The organism is Rhizobium sp. 1399 (assembly GCF_031455475.1).
Classification (GTDB): Bacteria; Pseudomonadota; Alphaproteobacteria; order Rhizobiales; family Rhizobiaceae; genus Rhizobium.
Map to the genome: position 1 here is coordinate 297,672 of NZ_JAVDSU010000003.1, position 16,324 is coordinate 313,995.

Below are 16,324 nucleotides of genomic sequence, written 5' to 3' on the forward strand. Positions count from 1 at the left end.
TGTGGACAAGTAGCGTCTGCGTGCGGGTCAGATGTCGAGAAACACCGTTTCCTTCGGCCCTTGAAGATGGATGTCGAAGGTCAGGTTCGCACCGTCGCGGGTGGCGATCAGCGTGGGCACACGATCACGGTGCTCGATGCGCGCCAGGATCGGATCGGCGGCGTTGGCTTCCTGCTCTTCCGGGAAATACATCCGTGTGTGCAGGCCGATATTGATGCCGCGGGCAACGATCCAAAAGGTGATGTGCGGCGCCATCTTGCGCCCGTCCTTGAACGGCACCTTGCCGGGCTTGATGGTCTCAAAGCTGTAGACACCGTCTTCTGCGCGGGTGGGGCAGCGGCCCCAGCCGGTGAAGTTCGGATCGGCTGTGCCGCGCATTTCCGAGGGACTGTTATAGAGGCCGGCACTGTCGGCCTGCCAGATCTCAATCACAGCGTCGCGCACCAGCGCGCCGGCGCCGTCGAAGATGCGGCCACTGATAGTGATGCGCTCGCCGAGCGTCTTGTCATTGACCATCTGAATACCGAGGTCGGTATCATAGACGCCGGTGATGTCGCAGAAATTCGGCGTCAGGCCGATATGCACATAGGGGCCGGCGGTCTGGGATGGGGTTTCCTTGAGGTAGCCGAGTTCCTGCATGTCAGTTCCCCTCCGGCTTGTTTTCGAACATGGTCGAGCGTCGGCCGCGCAGCACGATATCGAACTTATAGGCGCGGCTATCCATCGGGATCGTATTGCCCCAGTCGAGCGGCGCGATAAGCTGCTCGATCGCCGCCTTGTCCGGGATCGTGCCGACGATCGGACATTTCCAGATCATCGGATCGCCCTCAAAATACATCTGCGTGATCAGGCGCTGCGAGAAACCGTGGCCGAAGATCGAGAAGTGGATATGGGCCGGGCGCCAGTCGTTGACGCCGTTCGGCCAGGGATAGGCGCCGGGCCGCACGGTGCGGAAGAAATACCGGCCTTCCTCATCGGTGATGAAGCGGCCACAGCCGCCGAAATTCGGGTCGATGGCGGCAAGATAGGTTTCCTTCTTGTGGCGGTAGCGGCCGCCGGCATTGGCCTGCCAGAATTCCACGAGAACGCCAGCCTGCGGCCGGCCGCGCTCGTCGAGCACCCGGCCGTGCACGATGATGCGTTCGCCGATGGCGCTCTCGCCGGGCCGGGCGAAATTATGGATCAAGTCGTTATCCATCTCGCCAGTCATCGAATGGCCGAAGACCGGGCCGGTGATTTCCGAGATCGTGCCATCGAGCGATAGCAGCGCGCGCTGGGGCGAGCGCAGGAGCGAGGTCTTGTAGCCTGGCGCATAGGCCGGCGGGTGCCAAGCGCGGTCACGAGCGAAAAAGGCCCCGGTTTCTGGCTTGCGGTTCGGTAAGTCGGACATTCTCTCCCCCTCAGGCCGCCTTGCCGGCGTCCATCTGCTCGAAAACCTGCTTTGCGATCTTGATCGCATGATTGGCCGCCGGCACACCGGCATATATTGCCACATGCAGCAGCGCTTCGCGAATATCCTCCCGCGAGGCGCCGGTATTGGCGGTGGCGCGCACATGCATCGCCACCTCGTCATCCTGGCCGAGAGCGGCAAGAAGGGCGATCGTGATCATCGAACGCTCGCGTTTCGTCAGCTCTGGCCGGGACCAGACATGACCCCAGGCGGCCTCGGTGATCAGCTCCTGGAACGGCCTGTCGAATTCAGTTGAGGCCGCCTGCGCGCGGTCAACATGAGGATCGCCGAGAACGGAGCGGCGGGTTACCATGCCCTGGTGATAGCGTTCGGACGCTGTGTCGCTCATGGGCTCTTTTCTCCAACGGATGAGAGGAAGGCGCGGATGATCGCCGTCAGCGCTTCCGGCTGCTCGACGGGCGGAATATGGGCGCAGTCCTTGATGACTTCATAGCGCGCGTCTGGGATCAGTTTTGCCGTTGAGAGCACCAGATCCGGCGGCGTCGAGCCGTCCTGATCACCAACTACGCAGATGGTCGGCACTTTGATCTTGCGCGCGGCTTCGGTGAAATCGGCGTCGCGGATCGCCGCGCAGGTGGCGACATAACCTTCTACCGGCTGGCGGATCAGCATGTTGCAGTAGCCGGCATAGGCGATGTTTTCCGGTCTGCGGAAGGCTGGTGTGAACCAGCGCTCCATCACCATGTCGACAATGCTGGCGATGCCGTTCTTCTCGACTGCGGCGATGCGGTTGTTCCAGCTTTCGACCGTGCCAATCTTGTGGGCTGTGTCGCAGAGAATCAGCGCCTTCACCAGATCCGGACGGCGCTGGTAGAGCGATTGGGCGATAAGGCCCCCGACCGAGAGACCACAGATGACCGCATCCTTGACCGAGAGAAGGTCGAGAAGGCCGGCAAGGTCGGTGGCATGATCCTCCATGGCATAGGGCACCTGGCCGACCTCGGAGAGGCCGTGGCCGCGCATGTCATAGAGGATGATGGCAAAGTCGCCGGCAAGACGGACGATCACGTCGCGCCAGATTCGGAAGTCTGTGCCAAGCGAATTGGCAAAGACGATAACCGGCCTGTCAGCCGGAGCCCCGATGAGCTGGTAGTGGATCGTTACATCGTTGATACTGGCAAACTGCACTTTAAATCTCCTCCATACCCAATTTGGTGAGTTGATCCGGTTAAGTAAAATGATATTTTCCGGCTTTCCAATAACTTATGGGTTATGAAAACAATGATCGATAGCCGCATCAAGTTTCGCCATCTGCAGGCCTTTGTCGAGGTGGCGCGGCAGAAAAGCGTGATGAAGGCGGCCGAGCTTTTGCATGTCAGCCAGCCGGCGGTAACCAAGACGATCCGTGAGCTGGAACAGGCGCTCGGTGTCGGCGTCTTCGAGCGCGACGGGCGCGGCATCCGGATCACGCGCTACGGCGAGGTCTTCCTGCGCCATGCGGGTGCTGCGCTGACGGCGCTGCGGCAGGGGCTTGATTCCGTCTCGCAGGAGCAGTTCGGCGACGCTCCGCCGATCCGTATCGGCGCGCTGCCAACGGTCTCGACGCGCATCATGCCACGGGCGATGGACCTGTTTCTGAAGGAAAATACCTGGAGCCGGGTGAAGATCGTCACCGGCGACAATGCCGTGCTTCTGGAGCAACTGCGCATCGGCGATCTCGACCTCGTCGTCGGGCGTCTGGCGGGAGCGGAAAGGATGGCCGGTTTCTCCTTCGAGCATCTCTATTCCGAACAGGTCGTCTTTGCCGTGCGCGCCGGCCATCCGCTGCTTGCCTCCGGCAAATCGCTCTTCGCTGAGCTCGGCCTCTATACGCTTCTGATGCCGACCCGCGGTTCGATTATCCGGCCGGTGGTTGAGAATTTTCTGATCGCCAATGGCGTCGCCAGTCCGCCAAGCCAGATCGAAACGGTTTCCGATGCCTTTGGCCGCGCTTTCGTACGCGACAGCGACGCGATCTGGATCATTTCCAATGGTGTAGTCGCACGCGATATTACCGATGGCGTACTTGCCGCCCTGCCGATCGATACCGGCGAGACGAAGGGTCCGGTCGGGCTGACGGTACGCACGGATTCCATTCCTTCGCTGCCGCTGACGATCCTCATGCAGACGATCCGCGAGGCGGCGCTGGAAGTTTCTGGTCGGACCGCATCTGCGCACTAACCTTCAAGACAGCCGCCACCTTTGTTCGTAGACTTGTCGCTCTTGGCTATCCAAGGAGGCGGCAGCAATGAAAACAGGCTTCATCGGTCTCGGCGTGATGGGCACGCCGATGGCGCTCAATCTCGCGCGGGCAGGCACCGATCTCATCGTCTGGAACCGTTCGCCGGAAAGTGTGGAAAGGTTGTGGGCGGCAGGCGCCGATGTGGCTGCCGATGTGGATGCGGTGTTCGGCAAGGCCGGAACCGTAATCCTGATGCTCGCGACAGAGGCGGTGATTGACACGGTTCTCGGGCGTGGCACGCCTGACTTTGCCGCACGTGTCGCGGGGCATGTCATCATCCATATGGGAACGACGGCGCCGGCCTATTCGAAAGCGCTTGAAGCGGATATCCGTGTGGCTGGCGGTCGCTATGTCGAGGCGCCCGTTTCGGGCTCGCGCCGGCCGGCAGAAGAGGGCCAGCTTGTGGCCATGCTCGCCGGAGAGGCTGGTGTGGTCGATGAGGTCCGTCCGCTGCTGGCGCCCATGTGTCGGGAGACGGTCGTCTGTGGCGCGGTGCCGAATGCGCTGTTGATGAAGCTCGCCGTCAACATCTTTCTCATCACGTCGGTGACGGGCTTGGCGGAAGCGGCCCATTTTGCCGGTAGGCAGGGGCTGGACATGGGGGTTTTCAGGGCCGTCGTCGATGCCGGCCAGATGGCGAGCGGCATATCGCGGATCAAGAGCGGCAAGCTGGTGGAGCGGGATTTCTCCGTGCAGGCGGCAATAACAGACGTGTTGAAGAATAACAGGCTGGTGGCCGAAGCGGCGCGGCAGGCGGGCGTCGCCTCGCCGCTGCTCGATGCCTGTCATGCGCTTTATGCCGAAACCGAAAACCTGGGTTTCGGGCGCGAGGATATGGCGGCCGTCATTCACGCGCTTGAAGCGCGAACCGAGGCAATCAGCCTGCCTTTCGGGGATTGACGCCACATCGCTCTGGCATTTGGCGTCATGCTGACGCAATCTTGCCTGTGCAGAGAGCAGCTTTTGAAGTTGGACGGTTAAATGCGCGTCTTGCTGGCGGAAGATGAACCGGAAATGGCCGCCGTGCTTGTGGCGGCGCTCCGCAACAACAATATCATCACGGATCACGTTTCCACCATCGAGGCGGCCGAGGAGGCCGTGCGGCTGAACAGCTATGATGCCCTGCTGCTTGACCGCAGCCTGCCTGACGGCGACGGGCTGGAGCTGATCGCCGACGCGCGCCGCATCCAGCCGGCCGTCCCGGTCATCATGCTGACGGCGCGGGGCGATCTGAAAGACCGGATCGAGGGCCTCGATCTCGGCGCCGACGATTATCTCGCAAAACCCTTTGCGGTCGAGGAGCTGATGGCGCGTTTGCGGGCGATTTTGCGCCGTCCGGGCAATATCGAGATCGAGAGCCTGTGCCTCGGCCGGCTGCATTTCGACCTGCGCAACCGCGAGGCGCGTGTCGGCGAGATGGCGCTTGAACTGCCTCGCCGCGAATTGCTGGTGCTGGAAGCGCTGATGCGTCGGGCCGGCCGCACGGTTGAGCGCTCCAGCCTCGAAGAAGCGGTCTACGGCATGGACGACGAGATCCAGTCCAATGCCCTCGACGCGCATGTTTCGCGCGTGCGCCGCAAGCTCGATGCGGCGTGCGCTGGGGTCGAGATCCATACGATCCGCGGCGTCGGTTACCTGATCCGGCAGGCCCGGCCATGAAGAAGATGAAGTTCTATTCGCTGAAATGGAGGCTGATCCGCCGGCTGGTGGCGCTGCAGGCGGCGACCCTGGTGCTGATTGCGATCGCCTTTGCCTTCGTCTTCTGGATTTCGGGCATGAGTGGCATCTTCGCACCCGATGAACATGCAATTGATGCGGTTACGGAATCGATTGCCTGGAACGCCGACGGTTCGATGCGTATCACCAACACCGACGATCTGGGTTATCAGCGCGACAAGGCGGCCGACTTCTGGTTTCTGGTGCGCGATCAGCAGGGCCGCATGGTCAGCGAAGGCAATGTGCCGGCGCAATATCTCGCCATCGCCGCGTCGGGTACCGATATCGCCGAAGCCCGTTTCAATGGGGACGAAGACAATCCCGCGACGATTGCGGCACGCCTGCAGAAAATAAAGACGGATCACGGCGATCTGCTCGTCATCGTCGGCCGACAGGGCAGCCTCTCGGCCGGCAAACTTCTGGTCGTCTTCATGGCAATCGCTTCAGGTATCGTGCTGCCGGTCATTTTGCTGACGGGCCTGATCACACTGGCGGTCACACCCTTCGTGGCGCGCGGTATCCACCGCGGATTGAGCGAGGTGGCACAGGCAGCACAGGGCATTGACGGGACGACACGCGGCTACCGCCTGCCGCTCGAAAACGTGCCGGAGGAAGTCGCGCCGCTGGTGATCGCCATGAACGAGACGCTGCAGCGTCTCGACGACGACCACAACAAGCAGCGGCGCTTCATGCTGGCCGCTGCCCATGAGCTGCGCACGCCGATCGCCATCCTGCAGAACCGGCTGGAAACCATGCCGCCGACGGAGGCGACCAACCGGCTGCTGGAAGATGTCGCCCGCCTTTCGACGCTTGCCCAGCAGCTGCTCGACCTGCAGCGGCTTAATCAGGAGCCGGTACTGGATTGCTCCATCGACCTTGCGACCGTTGCGCGGCGGCAGGCCGCCGAGCTTGCACCGCTGATCATTGCCGCCGGCTATCAGGCGAATTTCGAGTTGCGTTCGATGCCGGAGCGCATCCTCGGCGATGAGACGGCGCTGGAACGGGCGATTGCCAATCTGGTGCAGAACGCCATCCAGCATGGCGGCAGGAGCGGTACGATCACGATTGCGGTCGAGCGCCCTGCACAGATTTCCGTCAGCGATGAAGGCCCTGGTATCGCGCCTGAGGACCAGGAGCGGATCTTCGAGCCCTTCCAGCGTGCGAACGGTCGCAGCCAGGGCATCGGGCTTGGCCTCCATCTCGTGCGCGAGATCGTCAAGCTGCACCACGGGCGCGTATGGGTGTCGAATGCGGAGAGCGGTGGGGCAAGCTTCAACATGAGCTTCGAGCCGACGGTCCAGACCGCATGAATCTTTCCGATGGCGCGGGTGCACGTCATGTTCGCATCATTTGAAAGGGGAATACCGTAGACGGACATTCGATGCTGGAGACCCGCATGCAACAGCCGCCGCTGGCCGCCTTCTTTAGCGCGCTTCTCGCCGAGCCCAGGAAAATCGGCGCGATCGTGCCCTCGGGAGGGCGGCTGGCGCGGCTGATGACCAGCGAAATTGAGCCTTCCGCAGGCAAGGTGCTGGAGCTCGGTCCCGGCACAGGGGTTTTCACGGAGGCGCTTCTGAAACGCGGCCTGCCGGCGCGAGACCTCACGCTGGTAGAACTCGAAACCCGCTTCATCGCTCCGCTGCAACAACGGTTTCCTGACGTAACGATACTCCAGCGCGATGCGCGCGAGCTTGCCGCCTGCAAGGCGGAGCTTGGAGTGCAGGCGGCAATCGTCAGCGGATTGCCCTTTCGCAATATGCCCTCGGAAATCATCCGCGCCATTGTCGGCGGCAGCTTTGGCCTGCTGGAACATGGCAGCGCCTTTTACCAGTTCACCTACGGCCATACCTGCTCTGTACCGCCAGACGTGCTCGATGACTTCGGGCTGCGGGCAGAGAGGCTCGGCCGGGTGCGCTTGAATATCCCGCCCGCCAGTGTTTTCCGTATCTCGCGCCGGCCGGAGTGACGCTCCGCCTTCGGTTCGATGGCCGGGTCGCTTTACTGGAACTATCTGGCGCGCCTCTCCGGGCCGTCGGTCGTTGTCGGCATGGCTGGGGCACTTCACGGTAGCGCGCAGAGCTTCGGGCTGGTACGCGGAAAGCATGACGCGCATGGCGCTGGTGCAGCTCGGGCCGGCCGCACGGGTCTATTCGGGCCTTGCTTCGTCGATGGTCTCGATCGATGCCATCCGTTTTGCGGTTGCCACATTCATCGGCTGCCTCATCTGGAACGGCGCGCTGATTTCGGCCGGCTGGATGGTCCTGCATTTCTAAAGCGTTGCGCGACACGCGTTAGCGCAGCACGGTGCGCAGCGTGGTCTGGGTTTCCTTCAGCAGCGGCAGGTAGCGCGCGACCATCTCAGCCGCCGGCACATGGGCGGCCGGCGCGCCGATATTGATGGCGGCGACCGTCTGGCCGCGATCGTTCTCAACGGGCACGGCGATGGAGCAGAGGCCGAGTTCCAGCTCCTGATCGATCAGGGCATAACCCTCTGCGCGGACCTTCCGGAACTCGGCCATCAATTCCCCAGGATCGGTCTTCGTGTTCGGGGTGTTCGCTTTCAGCTCGCTCCTGGAAAGCACAGCCCGGGCTTCGGCCTCCGGTAGTGCTGCAAGCAAGACACGACCCATCGAAGCACAATAGGCGGGAAGGCGGCTGCCGGGCGTGAGGTTGATCGACATGACACGGCGCTGCGAGGCGCGGGCGACATAGACGATCTCAGTGCCGTCGAGCACTGATGCGGATGCGCTCTGGCCGGCTTTCTCGGAGAGTGCGTCGAGGTGCGGCTGGATGAGCACCGGCAGCGGGGTCGCCTCCAGATAGGCATGCCCAAGCCGCAGGATCTTCGGCGTCAGGGTGAAGAACTTGCCGTCGTAATCGGCGTAACCCAGCTCGGCGAGCGTCAGCAGCGAGCGACGCACGGTGGCGCGGTCGAGGCCGGTGAGTTTCGCCGCGTCGGTGATTGATAGCCGACGATGCATTTCGCCGAAAGCTTCGATCACCTTGAGACCGCGGGCGAAGCCGCTGACGAAATCACTTTCCCGCATGGATTTGTCTGGTTTCCTCGTGATGGGTCAGAAGTTAAGGCTTGCCGGATCTTTGGCCGGATCGACGATGATACGAGCTTTCGATCCCTGGCTGCCTTCGCCGGTGGCGATCGGTCAGCGCGCTGGAAGCCATTTCTTCGCAACCCGGCAGGCAACCGTATATGCGGGGTCGAAGACGTTGCCTATGTCGTAACGGATCACCTGGCCGAGCAGATGGCTGGCCGCCACCGTGGTCAGGCCGTAGTCTATAACAAGCAGGTTCAACATTTCGGTCGTCGCATGCTGCAGAGCCTGGTCGAGCGGCCTCGCATTGCCGATGGTGATGACGTCATCAGCAGTTTCAGCCCTCGGCCAGGACATTGGCCTTCCCTTTTCAACCGTCAGCCGGACAGTGACTTCGAACGTCGTCTCTACACCGGTGCCGACGATTTCGCCGTCACCCTGGACCGCATGGCCGTCGCCAAGAAAGAACAATGCGCCGGGCGCGAAGACGGGGAACCAGATCGTCGCGCCTGGACCGAGCACGCGATAATCCATATTTCCGCCATACGCACCGCTCGTCGCCGTTGAGATCGCCTGACCAAAGCTCGGCGCCACGCCGAAACATCCGATCATCGGTGACAATGGCAGGACCAGATTTTCGATGCCGGCAACAGGTTCCTTCAGTTTTACAGTCATCGCTTGCCGGTCGATATCCCACAGCGTCTTTTCAGATCTTGGAAGGTCGCGAACGGCCTCGGGATCAATGACATTTGCCGCCAACACGCTGCGCGTGAACCCAGTGTCCCTCGTGGGGTTCATGTCCAGGATTTCGACCTTGAGGGCATCTCCGGGCTCGGCACCCTCGACGAAGACCGGCCCGTTCATGGGATTTGGACCGTGTGCCTGCCGGACGTCATTCTCGTCATAGCCCCAAGCGTCAAGTGTGCGGGTTACGACTGTGTCGCCGCTCGCGATCTTCAAAGCCGGAGGCATGGTTCCAATAACGTTGTAAAAGGCAGTTGCGACGAAATGGTGGGTCGTCATTCTATGTGTTCCGCTCGGGTGTTGGGAATGGGCGCGCAGGGTGATGTGCTGGTTCGACGAACTTACGCGTCTGTTGGGCAACCGTCGACGTGAAATATTCGGGCTTCCATGGGTGTGTGGTGAAATATGGCGCCGAAACTCCAAGATGTGAGGCAGCAGGAGATTTTGATCTTTTCGTTGCAAGCCATCGTGAGGCTGACGATCCGATGAGGAGTGCGTGAATTGAGTTCTATGCCTGACCCGCCGCGCAGTTCGTTCCAACGGGCGGTCTACATTTGCCTTGGTCTACTGATGGTCGGTCTTGGAATTATCGGTGCCATCCTTCCGCTCATGCCGACGACAATCTTCCTGATCCTGGCTGCGTGGTTTTTCAGCCGGTCATCCCCACGCCTGGAGGCCTATCTGATGCGCAGTCGATTTGGCGGCTCGCTGCGCGACTGGCGTGAAAATGGCGCGATTTCCAGGAAATCCAAGATTTTAGCCTTGATGGGGATGTTGGCCGGATATGCGATATTCTTCGTTACTTCGAAACCATCGATTTCTATTGCGATCATCGTCGGTGCATTGATCCTGACTTGTGCCGCCTATGTCGCTTCGCGGCCAAGTTCCACCCGACGCTGCGAGCCGGATGAAAGCGGCGGCTAATCTACGTTCAGGACAAGAGGCACTTTACAACGAACCTAAACTCAAATTATACGGCGCGCTCGCTATTGCTCCCATACCCCAACATTCCCATCTGAGCGCCATGCCAAAAACTCATAAGCACAAGTTCCTGCGGGAACAATACCGACGCATGCTTGCGTCTGACCACCATATCGATCCACGCTGGCGCGACAGTTTCGACGCGTTCCTGACGGATATTGATCATCTGGCGCCGAACACCGGAAGCCGTCGAATTATTGGTCGCAGGAACCTCAAGCTCGGTTTTGTACCCGGAAATGTCGAATGGCATTGGGAGAGCACGACACTGCCGGCATCGCGGGAAAACAGAGGACGCTAGGCCCGACGCACGACACGGCCGAAAGCAATCCCGCCAAATCGAGCCTTCGCGCAGCTTTGGCCGTGTCTTATCCCTTTTTGAGCGTTTTCTCTTCTGCCGGTCTTGCCTCGGCCGGCCTACCAACAATCTGACGTCATTGAGAACCGGATGGCCGCCTATCCATGGAGGCGGAGCGGCTTTTGCACGAGCCCGGTAGGTCGCGCTGATCCTGCTCTTTTGTTATGTCTCTGAAGGCCCTTTTTTAAGGCCTTTTTTGCGGTCGACGTCATCAGATTTGTCCATCTTGTGCCGTTAGATTTGTCTACAGAAAATCTGCAGTGATTTCAATTGCATATAGGCGCCGGCCATCGGTGGGTTTGAAACGCGGGATCGACGGTTGTCGGCGTCGAAATTTCGGGTCTGCACGTGGAGCACCGCCAATCGGAACCCGTCGCTGAAGACGACATAGTAGTCACAGATAAGCCAGTAAATCTCGTCAAGTGGTCCGTTAGGATGAACAAGTGCGGGCAACTTTTCCTGTGAACCGTCCAAGTTGAAGAGATACGGCCGCAACGGTCCGTGCGAGAAACCGCTTGGCACCGTCACATCGCGTTTAACTCCGATGATGGCGGTCGAATCATCAAGCCAGGCGAAGGGCGCGGTCCTGGAAAGAAGGTCTCCCGGGAGCCGTTCATTTACGATCTGGGCGCGGCCGCCGCGCGTCACGTCACCAAGCCAGAGACCTTTGGTGTACCCGACGGCAAAAACAGGCCCGCCGTTTGGCGAAAGCGAGGGCGGAAGAAATCTCGGCCAACCTTCCGGAATCGGCATGCATCGCAAGGTGTGGAAAGTCAGTGGCCCGGCAGGTGTCGGTTCGAGCATTTCGAGGGTGGGGCCCCAGTTATCGCCATAGCAACCAATCTGTTCAGGAGCCGCGATGGCTTCGACCTCAGCGCCAAAGGCCGCAATCATGGCCACCGCCGCGAACGAAATGATCGATGATGCGTGTTTCACCTTGATGGCCGCGGGGGCGTCGAGGGCTTGACGACAGGGGACTGACTTACTTCGGAAACAGGAACGTCAGCGCCACCCGGAAGCCCAGTCCATTGGCCGCCCCAGACGATTCCGCTCGCGGTCGGTTTCGAAGGCGAGAAGAAGAAGCTCTGCGTGATGTCACCAAGGCCAAACTGTATTCCCGACGGTCCGGCGATGTCGTTTTGCCAGGTTACCGGAAGTATGGTGCGGGAGATAACGTTCCAGTCTTCGTTGATCTCGATGGGAATGACCGGCTGGATATTCACGGTCGCCTTATCCCCGTCGTCGGGGCCATAGCCGTGATCGTAGTTGAACTGGAAGGGAACGCTGATCAGCGAGGCGATCGGATTGGAGAGCTTCTTCGCAAGGTCTTCGTTTGACTGGGCATGAGCAATCCCAAACTCAGTGCAAGCGCCATGACAGCTATCGCTACCGAATATGCCGTTCCCTTCATTGATGTCTCCCCGTTGAACCAAAATCTGACTTGGCGACTTCCTAAAAGTGAAACGCGACGCCGATGATCGGCCCTTGCTCCACGACGTCGAAGACGAACCCATCGTTGTTGTAGTCCACGCCCACCGCCCGGTAGCCCGCGACAGCGGATATCGTGTCGGTGAACTTGTACCCGAGGGTGAGGGCGACATCCCAATCGAGATCGGCACCACCGCCGCCAACGAGACCCCAGCCTGTCACGTAGATTTCCGGAGTGAAGAAGTAGTTGCCCCGGACACCCGCAAGTGCGTCGACCCAGGTGGCCCCGTCGTCCGCCTCGCGTCCACCCAACAGTCCGCCGTTGAACCCGATGGTGGTATCCACGGACCAGACGCGGACGCCGCCGACGATGTCGAGGTGGCCAGACTGGTCCTCAAGCACGGAGTACCCGGCCCCGAGCAGTCCGGCAAAGGTCTTCGACGTCACGTCGACGCTATCCGCGAGGATGCCGTTCCTAGTATGCGCGTCGGCCCCGAGCTTGGTGTACATGATGTCGGTGAAGATGCTGAAGCGATCGTAGCGGGCTTCGCCAGCCGCCATGAACGCGAAGTCGAGGTTCTCTAATATGTCGCCGAAGCTAGAGTCGATGTGGACCTCAGGCAGACCGAACTGCGCCATGTCGCCGGAAAGTCCTGCTGCCCAGAAATAGGGTGCGGCGGTGTAAGTCCAGCCGCTCTCGCTCTGGACAACCTTAGCCTCCGGAACGCCTGGTGCGATGTCGGCCGTATATGCCGAAGACGCAAAACCAACGCCGGCGCACAAGACGACGGCCTGTAACCAACGAACCTGCATGCTTCCCTCACTTGCCTGAGACGGAATCGCCCCGAACCCGCCTGTATCCCCAGTGATCTACGCCCAATAAGTCTCTTATGCCTATGTATGTTACAGTAGCCTCTGTCCGCGAAATCAGCGTTTGCAGCTCGGCGTCGGTCTTGTTTGGTCACAGTTCTTGGTGGCGGTCGGCTGCGGTTTGTTGGCGGTGCCCGTCAGCCCCCCGACTTGATTGGCGTAGTTATCGCGCGTGTCCTGGTCGACGACCGCGATCGGAGCGGCGAGAACCAGACCAGCCACATTGCCCGCCGCGCTGGCAGCCCCTGTTGTGGCCACCAAAATCTGGTCCCCAAGTCCGACGTGACTGTCCGTCAATGTCTGTCCTTCGGAAATGCGCTGACCGATGAGTTGCACGATCTGAGGTGATTCGGCGAACTTGCCGTGGTTCATGCTGTCACCGGATTTGATCTTGGTGAGATCGATGACCATGATCTTGTTGTCCTCCAGTTCCTTCTTGTAGGGAGCCTGCTCCGGATCGATCGCACCGAGGCGGGAGACGTCGCCCCATACCCGACGAGAGAAGGCCAATGCCTTGTCGTCGCGTGACACGAACAGCGTAAACTGAGGATGTTGCTTGCCCATGTCCGCAATTTGCTGGCTGAACACATCGACGTCGACATCTGGAGCCGCCAGCATGACGTTTTTGAATTTATCAGGCAGCCGACCGTTTCGAATGGCCATCTGCCGCAAGGATTCGAGCGCCAGCCAGTTTCCCATGGAATGGGCAAGGATCGAGACCTCCTTCACCTCCGGGTCCTTCGCGAGATACTGGAAAAGCGTCTCCAGGGCGTTGCGCGTATAGTTCGTGCTCTCGCGATCGTAGCCGTAGGCGAGCAGGCTACCGCGCGACGGCCATGTCACCAGAATGGGCGCACTATGGACTCCGGAATCCTGGACAATCTGCGCGAAGCGGTAGACGGCGTCCTCAAAGCGGTTGTTGAAACCGTGAATGAACACGAGGACGCTGCCGTCCGGGGTCTTCTTGACGCTGGCGTTCAGCCATTTCTTTGCCTCGTCGATGCTGAGGTCCTCGGCCTTCACCGTGGCGAAGTCGGTCGCTGGGTTGGACGGTAGCCTCTTCGGCCAGGCGACCTGTCCTTCCTTGCGGACTTTGCTTGGTGGAATGGAGATCGTCATGTCGGCGAAGGCCGGAGTACGCGCACGCTCGCCGTTGAACATCTCGCCGGGGACGGTCGATCGGGTTCGGGTCGTGGCGATCAGCATGTCGACCTTCGGCGATTGCGGCGAGGTATTCGCCACCGGCGTCAGCACGTCCTTGGGATGACCTCCGCATCCGGGTAGTGCCATGATGACTGCACATACAAGAAGCCAACGACACCAGCTCCTTGGGGCCGACGCCCATGCAACGCTGCTCTGACTACCCACTGATCGCCCTCATCCAAATGAACAACAACAGCCCCTTGACGGTTTATAGGTCCGATCACCTCCCTGGTCCCGTAGCATCGGGTAGGCTCTGCGAATGTTTGGTTGGCATTGTCGCAAAACCGCCACATCCTCAACGGGGTTGATGAGTGGATGAGGAAGCCGACGGAAGCATCATGGTGGACTCCACTTCGTCCACAGCGGGTAGTCCTGCCTTACGGATGTCTGCAATCATCCTGGCTCGATCGGCAGGCTGGAAATTGCGTGATTTCAGTTCGGCCACGATGTTCGGGATGAAATCGGGACGCATTTTGTTGAATAGCGCTGCCTCTCGCCGGGCATCGTCGATCATTCCCGCGTCGACATAGATGACCGCAGCAACCGCATGGTAGAGCGGAAACCTCTGCAGATCGGCCTCCTTGATTTCGACAAGCGCCGTTTCATTGTCGTGGAGCATGTACGCCGCGAGCGCACGAGTTCCGTGATAATAGTCAGCCCCTCTGGGATTGAGTGCCAGCGCCCGATCGAGCAGTACCGCTCCACGCTTCCATTGCCCACTCATGGCAACACGGGTTCCAAATTCTCCCAGCAATTCAGTGTCGTTGGGATTGGTCTCCAAAGCCTGCTCGCCGACTTTGAGGGCTTCCGGAACCTGGTTGTTGAAAAACAAAGCCGTCATCAGCGCCTGCATGGCACGGACATCGTCCGGATCGTTTTGAACGCCGCGCCGCGCTGCATTAAGGCTGCGTTCGATCGGCGTTGCAGCGTCGGTCCTGGTATTGAACCTGAAACGCCCCTCGTCGAGATAGACGATGGAAAGCATCGCCGATGCGGTTGCAAAGGACGGATAGCGGGCCACTGTTGCCTCAAGGCAATCTCGGACCTGTGCATGCCGCTCGGCACTCAATTCGGCCCGATACCTGTAGAAGCTCAAGGTGCATGCCCGCGTGCCGAGGCCGTCTGCCGGTGGGTTGGCGGCATCGGCTTTTGCCATTACGCCGTAGGGCTGCGCGACCGCGGAGGCGACCTTGTTGGCGATGTCCGACTGAATTGCGAACTCCTCGCGTGTCCGGATGTCGTCGTCGTAAGTTTGCGACCACAAAATCTCGTTGGTTTCGGTGTCGATCAGCCGCGTGGTGACCCGCACAAGATTGCCGGAAACGCGAACGCCACCTCCGAGGAAGAACTGGGCGTCCGGTTCGCTGCCGGTTTGAGGACTCCCGCCTTCCGGACCCCGTGATTTCAGTGCCTCCCGACTGAAGACGGTGATTTCCTTGAATCGGGGGAAGGCGGTCAGCAACTCTTCCGTCAGCCCGACCGTGTAGTTTTCCGCATTCGGACCATCCCCGAGATTGACAAACGGCGCGATGAACAGGGTGGGTCCATGGGACGATGCGGGACGGAAATGAAATTGCTGGGCCAGCGCGTAGCTGCTTCCGATGACCACCGCTCCCAGTGCGAGAGCCAGCCATCTCCGTCGCACGGCAGGCAGGCGGAGGCCAGAGCCTGCCGTCGCCATAGCAGCGTCTTCCTCAGGCCTGACCACGACGGCGTCTGGAGCCGGATCACTCCAGCGGATAGACGGTGCATATCCGCCTTTCGGGATGTCTATCAGGATCGGGTCGTTCTGACCCGCAACGAGGTAGTAGCGCTCCAGTATCCGGCGCAGCCGTCCGGCCTCGATGCGCACAACCGGGTCGTCCTGCGTGAACCCCGCGCTGCGTTTGAACACCTCCACGGCGATGGAATAGCCCTTGATACGGTCCGCGCGACCAGCAAGGGCCTCCTCCATCACATAGATGAAAAATGCGACGCTTCGACCCGATGGAGGGAATTCGGGACTTTTGACGATGCGGTCGAGCTGAGCCCGTATTTCTTCGGGACTGGGAGCAGGACGAGGCGAGGCAGCGGCGGCTCCCGGTGGCAATTCGTTCTGCACGGCCTCGCACCTCACCCGCTCTTGAGGGACTCTCTACCACAGATTTCATTACCGTCGTCAGATGTAACTTACTGCAGATGTCGACCGCCGTCTACGTAGATACTTACACCACTCAAGTTCCTACCTACCCGAAGTTCCGCCATCCCAAGAAATGGCTTCGAACATTGCGTCCCGTACCACCAAC

The 16,324-nt window shown here is 60.4% G+C and carries 18 protein-coding genes and 1 pseudogene; 8 read left to right on the top strand and 11 right to left on the bottom strand.

Annotated elements, in window-relative coordinates:
- Positions 1-27 precede the first annotated feature (27 nt).
- From pcaG to pcaD, 4 genes are read right to left on the bottom strand one after another with little or no spacing between them, the layout of a single operon-like run.
- Complete coding sequence (pcaG, locus tag J2X71_RS12685) at positions 28-639, bottom strand: protocatechuate 3,4-dioxygenase subunit alpha (protein WP_310382442.1); 612 nt, start codon at positions 637-639, stop codon at positions 28-30.
- A 1-nt stretch (position 640) separates the two neighbouring features.
- Entirely contained in the window at positions 641-1,390 is a 750-nt protein-coding gene (pcaH, locus tag J2X71_RS12690) for a protocatechuate 3,4-dioxygenase subunit beta (RefSeq protein ID WP_310382443.1), read from the bottom strand.
- A 10-nt stretch (positions 1,391-1,400) separates the two neighbouring features.
- Positions 1,401-1,799, bottom strand: coding sequence for a 4-carboxymuconolactone decarboxylase (gene pcaC / locus J2X71_RS12695; RefSeq protein ID WP_113323682.1), 399 nt, complete (start codon positions 1,797-1,799; stop codon positions 1,401-1,403).
- Positions 1,796-2,599 (bottom strand): 3-oxoadipate enol-lactonase, encoded by an 804-nt coding sequence (gene pcaD / locus J2X71_RS12700; protein WP_310382444.1) that lies wholly within the window; start codon positions 2,597-2,599, stop codon positions 1,796-1,798. Before pcaD ends, pcaC begins: the two co-directional genes overlap by 4 nt.
- Positions 2,600-2,692: 93 nt before the next feature.
- Between pcaD and pcaQ the strand changes: the two genes are divergently transcribed.
- The 6 genes from pcaQ to J2X71_RS12730 all read left to right on the top strand — a co-directional run bounded on the left by pcaQ (position 2,693) and on the right by J2X71_RS12730 (position 7,681).
- Positions 2,693-3,631, top strand: a complete 939-nt coding sequence (pcaQ, locus tag J2X71_RS12705; protein ID WP_310382445.1) for a pca operon transcription factor PcaQ — start codon at positions 2,693-2,695, stop codon at positions 3,629-3,631.
- Between the two features lie 67 nt (positions 3,632-3,698).
- Positions 3,699-4,592, top strand: a complete 894-nt coding sequence (locus J2X71_RS12710) for an NAD(P)-dependent oxidoreductase (RefSeq protein ID WP_310382446.1) — start codon at positions 3,699-3,701, stop codon at positions 4,590-4,592.
- An 81-nt stretch (positions 4,593-4,673) separates the two neighbouring features.
- Positions 4,674-5,351 (top strand): response regulator transcription factor, encoded by a 678-nt coding sequence (locus J2X71_RS12715; protein WP_007821040.1) that lies wholly within the window; start codon positions 4,674-4,676, stop codon positions 5,349-5,351.
- Positions 5,348-6,718, top strand: a complete 1,371-nt coding sequence (locus tag J2X71_RS12720; protein WP_310382447.1) for a HAMP domain-containing sensor histidine kinase — start codon at positions 5,348-5,350, stop codon at positions 6,716-6,718. Before J2X71_RS12715 ends, J2X71_RS12720 begins: the two co-directional genes overlap by 4 nt.
- Before the next feature lie 86 nt (positions 6,719-6,804).
- Positions 6,805-7,374, top strand: a complete 570-nt coding sequence (locus J2X71_RS12725) for an rRNA adenine N-6-methyltransferase family protein (RefSeq protein WP_310382448.1) — start codon at positions 6,805-6,807, stop codon at positions 7,372-7,374.
- 136 nt (positions 7,375-7,510) lie between these two features.
- The gene (locus tag J2X71_RS12730; RefSeq protein ID WP_310382449.1) at positions 7,511-7,681 is read left to right on the top strand and encodes a hypothetical protein; all 171 of its coding nucleotides are present in this window, start codon (positions 7,511-7,513) and stop codon (positions 7,679-7,681) included.
- 18 nt (positions 7,682-7,699) lie between these two features.
- Here the strand turns inward: J2X71_RS12730 and J2X71_RS12735 are convergent, their stop codons facing one another.
- A complete protein-coding gene (locus J2X71_RS12735; protein ID WP_310382450.1) occupies positions 7,700-8,455 on the bottom strand; it encodes an IclR family transcriptional regulator in 756 nt (251 codons plus the stop codon).
- Positions 8,456-8,569: 114 nt separating this feature from the next.
- Positions 8,570-9,481 (bottom strand): acetamidase/formamidase family protein, encoded by a 912-nt coding sequence (locus J2X71_RS12740; RefSeq protein WP_310382451.1) that lies wholly within the window; start codon positions 9,479-9,481, stop codon positions 8,570-8,572.
- A 231-nt stretch (positions 9,482-9,712) separates the two neighbouring features.
- On the opposite strand from J2X71_RS12740, the gene J2X71_RS12745 reads away from it, so the two are divergent.
- Together J2X71_RS12745 and J2X71_RS12750 are read left to right on the top strand one after the other, a co-directional pair.
- A complete protein-coding gene (locus J2X71_RS12745) occupies positions 9,713-10,126 on the top strand; it encodes a YbaN family protein (protein ID WP_310382724.1) in 414 nt (137 codons plus the stop codon).
- Positions 10,110-10,481, top strand: coding sequence for a hypothetical protein (locus J2X71_RS12750; protein WP_310382452.1), 372 nt, complete (start codon positions 10,110-10,112; stop codon positions 10,479-10,481). Before J2X71_RS12745 ends, J2X71_RS12750 begins: the two co-directional genes overlap by 17 nt.
- Before the next feature lie 291 nt (positions 10,482-10,772).
- Here J2X71_RS12750 and J2X71_RS12755 read toward each other — a convergent pair whose 3' ends face one another.
- From J2X71_RS12755 to J2X71_RS12775, 5 genes and pseudogenes are all read right to left on the bottom strand, one after another.
- Positions 10,773-11,474, bottom strand: a complete 702-nt coding sequence (locus J2X71_RS12755; protein WP_310382453.1) for a hypothetical protein — start codon at positions 11,472-11,474, stop codon at positions 10,773-10,775.
- Positions 11,475-11,572: 98 nt separating this feature from the next.
- Positions 11,573-11,913 (bottom strand): annotated as a pseudogene (locus J2X71_RS12760) (transporter); the annotation flags it as partial.
- A 77-nt stretch (positions 11,914-11,990) separates the two neighbouring features.
- Complete coding sequence (locus tag J2X71_RS12765; protein WP_310382454.1) at positions 11,991-12,779, bottom strand: hypothetical protein; 789 nt, start codon at positions 12,777-12,779, stop codon at positions 11,991-11,993.
- A gap of 114 nt (positions 12,780-12,893) precedes the next feature.
- The gene (locus J2X71_RS12770) at positions 12,894-14,126 is read right to left on the bottom strand and encodes an alpha/beta hydrolase (protein ID WP_310382726.1); all 1,233 of its coding nucleotides are present in this window, start codon (positions 14,124-14,126) and stop codon (positions 12,894-12,896) included.
- 208 nt (positions 14,127-14,334) lie between these two features.
- The gene (locus tag J2X71_RS12775; RefSeq protein ID WP_310382455.1) at positions 14,335-16,140 is read right to left on the bottom strand and encodes an adenylate cyclase; all 1,806 of its coding nucleotides are present in this window, start codon (positions 16,138-16,140) and stop codon (positions 14,335-14,337) included.
- Positions 16,141-16,324 lie beyond the last annotated feature (184 nt).

Bases quoted from the DNA above. Each gene is read 5' to 3' on its own strand.
- J2X71_RS12730 (WP_310382449.1), top strand. From the start codon at position 7,511: ATGACGCGCATGGCGCTGGTGCAGCTCGGGCCGGCCGCACGGGTCTAT.
- J2X71_RS12725 (WP_310382448.1), top strand. From the start codon at position 6,805: ATGCAACAGCCGCCGCTGGCCGCCTTCTTTAGCGCGCTTCTCGCCGAG.
- pcaH (WP_310382443.1), bottom strand. From the start codon at position 1,390: ATGTCCGACTTACCGAACCGCAAGCCAGAAACCGGGGCCTTTTTCGCT.
- J2X71_RS12745 (WP_310382724.1), top strand. From the start codon at position 9,713: ATGCCTGACCCGCCGCGCAGTTCGTTCCAACGGGCGGTCTACATTTGC.
- J2X71_RS12715 (WP_007821040.1), top strand. From the start codon at position 4,674: ATGCGCGTCTTGCTGGCGGAAGATGAACCGGAAATGGCCGCCGTGCTT.
- pcaG (WP_310382442.1), bottom strand. From the start codon at position 639: ATGCAGGAACTCGGCTACCTCAAGGAAACCCCATCCCAGACCGCCGGC.
- J2X71_RS12770 (WP_310382726.1), bottom strand. From the start codon at position 14,126: ATGGCACTACCCGGATGCGGAGGTCATCCCAAGGACGTGCTGACGCCG.
- J2X71_RS12750 (WP_310382452.1), top strand. From the start codon at position 10,110: ATGAAAGCGGCGGCTAATCTACGTTCAGGACAAGAGGCACTTTACAAC.
- J2X71_RS12765 (WP_310382454.1), bottom strand. From the start codon at position 12,779: ATGCAGGTTCGTTGGTTACAGGCCGTCGTCTTGTGCGCCGGCGTTGGT.
- J2X71_RS12710 (WP_310382446.1), top strand. From the start codon at position 3,699: ATGAAAACAGGCTTCATCGGTCTCGGCGTGATGGGCACGCCGATGGCG.
- J2X71_RS12740 (WP_310382451.1), bottom strand. From the start codon at position 9,481: ATGACGACCCACCATTTCGTCGCAACTGCCTTTTACAACGTTATTGGA.
- pcaQ (WP_310382445.1), top strand. From the start codon at position 2,693: ATGATCGATAGCCGCATCAAGTTTCGCCATCTGCAGGCCTTTGTCGAG.
- J2X71_RS12720 (WP_310382447.1), top strand. From the start codon at position 5,348: ATGAAGAAGATGAAGTTCTATTCGCTGAAATGGAGGCTGATCCGCCGG.
- J2X71_RS12735 (WP_310382450.1), bottom strand. From the start codon at position 8,455: ATGCGGGAAAGTGATTTCGTCAGCGGCTTCGCCCGCGGTCTCAAGGTG.
- pcaC (WP_113323682.1), bottom strand. From the start codon at position 1,799: ATGAGCGACACAGCGTCCGAACGCTATCACCAGGGCATGGTAACCCGC.